Origin of the sequence: Clostridium sp. AF34-13, assembly GCF_003477845.1 — a bacterium.
GTDB classification, from domain to species: Bacteria; Bacillota; Clostridia; order Lachnospirales; family Lachnospiraceae; genus Butyribacter; species Butyribacter intestini.
In genome coordinates, this window is sequence record NZ_QUEB01000035.1 from 300 (window position 1) to 3,969 (window position 3,670).

The window sequence follows — 3,670 nt, forward strand, 5'->3', positions numbered from 1 at the left end:
AAAACAGGAACATGGGATGAAATATCAAAGGCAATTTCAAGATGTGACGAATTGCTGATGGCTACCATTGATGGCGATGAAACGAAAGTTGCAGAAATTATAGAACAGGCACATGACACCTACACATCCGTTCTTAAGTACAACGATGAAAACTCATTAAGCTGCGTCCTCACAATGGCATATTTTACAGCACCGGGATATTACAATATCGTCCGTGAAATGCCTGCCGGCAAAGGTTTTGCTGATTTTGCTTTTATTCCGAGATCAAATGCAGGATTCAGACCCGCAATGATTGTTGAACTTAAATATAATCAGTCTGCCGAAACCGCTATTAAGCAGATAAAAGGGAAAAAATATCATGGAGCATTATCCGGATACAGTGACAAAATTCTTTTAGTGGGTATCAATTATAATGAGGATGGTTCAGACAAAAAGCACCATACCTGTGTGATTGAGGAGTGGAGAAATTCCTAATATAACAGCTACAAAATTCTCTTGTTTAAAATGAAGTTAAACAGAAAATCTGTCTTGTAATCAAAAAAAAGAGCATTGCAGCCCTTACATTTTCTATAATGTGGTCTGCAATGTCCTCTTTTTACTTTGTTATATTTCTATACTGTCCTATACCAGAGTAATCCTGATAATATTATAATTATCGCACTGGTTAAATGCCTGTTTCTGTATCGATATGGCTCTCCTTATATATACTTTTACCCCATGATTTCCCGCAAAAACATTCTCCGGTAAATTATCAACTATATCATTAAGCACCACGGATTTTATTGAAAATTTCTGTGCTGTTCCACTCGGCAGCGAATTAAACGCATTATCACGAATATACTTCACCTCATTAGGAATCGTTAGCTCTGCGTTTTCCTTTTCCCCAACATAGCCATACAGTTCCCCATCATCAACCATTATCAGCATATCATCTTTTATTTCCGCATAATTCATCCTTACAAGCTCCTTTGCAAGTGATTTTCTCCAGATAAAATATGAATCCCATAATCCGTTCAATGCCTCTCTGTCAAGTTTATCCGATTTAAACTCAACTTCAATATCAGTACATTTTTTGAACATGGCATCCGAGTGATTATGATAAGCCGAAATTGATCCCTGAACACTTTTGAATGTCGATGGAAAAACAAATTTTTCTATCTGTCCGCATCCGCCATATATATATCGTTCAAGTTTTCCATTAATATATGCTTCTATATTATATGAATAACTTTGTACATCAATGGTTTCACAGCCCTCAGCAATATCAATCTCCTTTCTTCCATATGGTACAGCTTCAAGTCTCTTTCCATCCTTTGAATATATACATCCATCTATGCTTTTATAATATGGATCTGTTTCTAAAACTTCAAATTCCTCGCAGTCTCCCAAAGTCTCCTGACATTGCCATACAAAATCTGTTGAAAATTTAACCTTTTTAACAATATTTGAATTATCATTTCCAAGTATCAATGAACCAATAAGATTCTTTTTATTGACCGCTTTTTTAGGTTCTCTTGCCCAAAAATTTCCCGGTATTGTTAATTCCTTAAGATTTTTACAATTTTGAAGCATACCATAACCTAAATTTCTCGCTTTTTTAGGAATTGTTATTTTCTCTACTCCCGTTTTATAAAATGCCATTGCACCTATCCTGCTTACAGTTGGTGCTATTGTTATAACTGTTGCCTTGCTGCAATCCCTAAATGCGTCTTCCGGCAGTTCGGTTACTCCATTTTTAATAACGATCTTTTTAATCTTCTTTTTCTGTGCAGCCTTTGGCATGGCACTCTCAGGCATTTTTCCTTTGCCAGAAACCGTAAATGTGCCATTCTTCAATGTGGAACTTACTTTTTTCACTGTTGTTTTTTTTGCTGATGCTTTTTCTGTCACCAAAAATCCACAAAATAAACACAAGCTGCAAATCATTACTGTAAAAGCAAATATATTTTTTATTCTTTTGGTACTCTTTTCAATTTTCATAGCCGACCCTCCCTTATAAAGTAACAACCCTGACATAACCGCCTATATTAAATGCGTTATCCTTTATCTGTATATTATTATTTTTCATATACACAACTGCATACCTCTTTGAATTATCATCAACCAAGCCTGCCTTTGATGACCACCCTCCAAATGCTAATGAGGCTATGCACTCTACCGAACTTCCAAGCGTTATACTGCATATTGAATATCCGGCAAATGCACCACAGCCTATTGTTTTAACATTATCAGGTATCACAAGTCCGTCTATTTTTTCCCATGTTGACTCATCATCAACATCACTGCCCTCTTTCATAATATAACCGCACAGATAACCATCGCTAAGCATTAACATACGCTCATTTTCCTCATTTAACTTTGCAAGCCCTTTTCTTAAGAGTTCATCCTTTAATGAATTTTTCCAATACTTATTTGTTCTCCACAAGTTCTGTATTGACTGATCATCAAGATAATCCATATTTAATGTCACTTTTATATTTTTACATTCATAATGTTCTGAATCCACCAAAGTATCATCAAATGTTATTTTTTTGACTGTTTTGGGAAATACGATCTCATTCATTGCACTGTCCATAAAATACATCTCATACCCATAGCTTCCTGCTGTAACTGTTGTACACTTATCTGATATAACCACCCTTTTTCTTCCAAGCGGTATCCTTAAAAGTGTCTTTCCGTCTTTTGAATATAACAATCCGTTCACACTCTTATACTTCGGATCATTTGCCAGAACTTCAAAACCGCCACTTTTACCAACTCTTTTTAGAATATTAATATCAAGTGCTGTTGTAAATTTTATTTTTTTAAGCGATTTGCAAGAATCTCCCACAAAAGACTTTGGCTGATATTCATCATCCGGCTCTTCATATTTTCTTACTCCTATATTTCCAGGCATTGTTATACTTTCAAGTTTTTTACAGTCACCAAACACACCTTCACCCAGCTTTTTTACTGTTTTTGGAATAGTTATACTTTTTATTGAACTGCCTGCAAACGCTCCTGGTTCAATGCTCTTTACTGATTTTGGAATGGTAATATTTTTTATTGGACAATCTTCAAACGCATAAGCACCAATCTTTTTCAAAGTTGATGGCAATATTATTTCCTTTAACTTTTTACAACCTTTAAACGCAAAATCTGCTATTGCCGTAACACCTTTCTTAATTACAACTTTTTTAATATTTTTATTTTCATATACAGTTGTTTTTATAGGGTCTCCCATCTCCCCCTTTCCCTTAATCGTAAGCACACCTTTTTTATAACTCATAGATACATATTCCTGAGTCTGTTTTGTTTTTTTCTTTGCCGCTGAAGTTTTATCAGGCTGCATAAACATAGGCGCTGCTACAGCTAAAATAACAACACCAAACATCATAATGTTTTTTAAAAGCAAACTGCCTATAAATTTTCTGCTTATAATATATTTTTCTTTTTTCATACTGAACCTCCATTTCTGCACACTTTTTTACTCTTAATTCCTACACCATATCATCTCTTATAATATAAGACAGCTTTCTTTGAATTTTGTTGCAATGAAAAATATTTTATTTAAACTTAATATATGTAGCTTCTATCTATAGAATATATATATGCATACTTTCTATATTTCTCCTCTTTAGGTGCCATTCTTCTTAAATTTTTACTCATAATCTACCTCCCTATATTGTTC

Annotated in this window: 3 protein-coding genes; 1 reads left to right on the forward strand and 2 read right to left on the reverse strand. The window is 34.2% G+C overall.

Features of this window, described 5'->3' with window-relative positions; genetic code table 11:
- On the forward strand, positions 1–474 hold a 474-nt coding region (locus tag DWZ63_RS16080), incomplete at its 5' end, for a PD-(D/E)XK nuclease domain-containing protein (protein ID WP_243020698.1).
- Positions 475–621: 147 nt separating this feature from the next.
- Here DWZ63_RS16080 and DWZ63_RS15450 read toward each other — a convergent pair.
- On the reverse strand, positions 622–1,980 hold the full coding sequence (locus DWZ63_RS15450; RefSeq protein ID WP_055945527.1) for a leucine-rich repeat domain-containing protein: 1,359 nt from the start codon (positions 1,978–1,980) through the stop codon (positions 622–624).
- A 13-nt stretch (positions 1,981–1,993) separates the two neighbouring features.
- Complete coding sequence (locus DWZ63_RS15455) at positions 1,994–3,439, reverse strand: leucine-rich repeat domain-containing protein (protein WP_118500358.1); 1,446 nt, start codon at positions 3,437–3,439, stop codon at positions 1,994–1,996.
- Positions 3,440–3,670: the final 231 nt, after the last annotated feature.

Excerpts from the sequence above, each read along its gene's own strand:
- DWZ63_RS15455 (WP_118500358.1), bottom strand. The coding sequence starts at position 3,439 with ATGAAAAAAGAAAAATATATTATAAGCAGAAAATTTATAGGCAGTTTG.
- DWZ63_RS15450 (WP_055945527.1), bottom strand. The coding sequence starts at position 1,980 with ATGAAAATTGAAAAGAGTACCAAAAGAATAAAAAATATATTTGCTTTT.